The sequence below is a fragment of the Tepidiphilus sp. HLB4 genome (assembly GCF_054823945.1).
Genome location: NZ_JSYB01000072.1, coordinates 1 through 950 on the forward strand (window position 1 = coordinate 1; position 950 = coordinate 950).

1 protein-coding gene is annotated in these 950 nt (G+C 55.2%); it reads right to left on the reverse strand.

The genetic code is table 11. The features are described 5' to 3' along the window. Window positions 1-4: 4 nt before the first annotated feature. Window positions 5-676, reverse strand: coding sequence for a ParM/StbA family protein (locus OA56_RS09530; RefSeq protein WP_461584942.1), 672 nt, complete (start codon window positions 674-676; stop codon window positions 5-7). Window positions 677-950: the final 274 nt, after the last annotated feature.

Below are 950 nucleotides of genomic sequence, written 5' to 3' on the forward strand. Positions count from 1 at the left end.
GAATTTACAGAAAGGATGGTACACAACCCTTGGCAATCAGCCTGGAGGCCTCTTCGAGGACGACCGATGAGGCATTGAGGCTGGTGCCGGAGGATTGACGGTGCAGATCCTTGTGGGCGATGACCACCCAATCGACCGAGAAGAAGCCGGGATCGACCACGAGAACCCGCGCATCCTCTATATCGGCATCTTCTTGAGCGATGTAATCGAGGAGTCCGCCGATGGGCTGCGGGATGACCTTGACCCTCTCGACCGTGACGGTGCGCTTGGCGGTAACTTGATGCGTTCCCAGCATGTACTCGGCTAGGGCTTTTCTGCGGTTTTCGTCCAAGTATTGTGTCACCGGAAGCCCGGTGACGAGCATGTCGATCCTGTCCATCTCCGAAAGGAGAAGGCCGGCGTAAAACAACGCCTTGTAAGAGACGCTGGAAGGATAGTCCGCGTGCAGGGAACGGCTCCACATTTCAGCGCGATCCGGTGAGACCCCCGCAACGAACTCTTGCCCGTCTACCAGGACGTGCAGGAAGTCTTCGTGCGCCTTTCCATCGAAGCGCGACCCAAAGCGATCGGCGGGCGCCGCGCCCGAAGGGCGTAAGTATGTTCTTGGAGATTCGCCTTTATGGCCAAAGGCGAGTTTCAGGTTGGAGTACCCGATGTCGATACCGATGATATTCAAGTCAACCTCCTGTGAACCGTGAGTAAACAATTTTCAGTTCGTCTTGCCTCGACGCGATTCCGTGTACCGTCAATCAACTTCCAGATAACCGCTAGTAGCACCGGCATGATCGTCCGGCGAGCGAGTACCGCTAGCAGACCACTTGAGAACATATCAGACGTTCCGGTGAAAACCCGACCGAAAAGAGCAACAAAACGCCTTGTTTAGCGACATAAACCTTGTAGGTGTCGAGTTACAGTTGTGCGCTGCAATGCCTTTCCAGTCTGCAAAGGAA